Origin of the sequence: Massilia rubra, from assembly GCF_011682065.1 — a bacterium.
Classification (GTDB): Bacteria; Pseudomonadota; Gammaproteobacteria; order Burkholderiales; family Burkholderiaceae_D; genus Telluria_A; species Telluria_A rubra.
On record NZ_VUYU01000101.1, the window covers coordinates 1 to 323 of the forward strand.

Below are 323 nucleotides of genomic sequence, written 5' to 3' on the forward strand. Positions count from 1 at the left end.
CGGCGGCGCTGCTGCCAGTGTCGATTGCAGCCTCCACCGATGCGGCGCCGGCATTGAGCCTGCGTAGTCCCAGTGGCTGGACGCTCACATTGCCGCCGGCCTTGCCTGCCAGTTGGGTGGCGGCACTACTGCGCGAGCTGGCATGAAGCTGCAGGCCGAGTTGGTTCGGCTTGCCACCCGGCCCGTCGATATGCGTATCGGTGTCGATGGACTGTCCTTGCTGGTCCAGCAGGTGCTCGGTTGCCCTCCCTGCGACGGCACGGCCTACGTGTTCAGCAACCGGCGTCGTACGCGCCTCAAATTGGTGTGCTGGGACGGAAATG

Annotated in this window: 1 protein-coding gene; it reads left to right on the forward strand. The window is 65.6% G+C overall.

From position 1 onward, the window contains the following. Positions 1-142: 142 nt before the first annotated feature. Positions 143-323, forward strand: a 181-nt coding sequence (gene tnpB / locus F0185_RS34205; RefSeq protein WP_167233138.1) for an IS66 family insertion sequence element accessory protein TnpB, incomplete at its 3' end; no start/stop codon positions are given.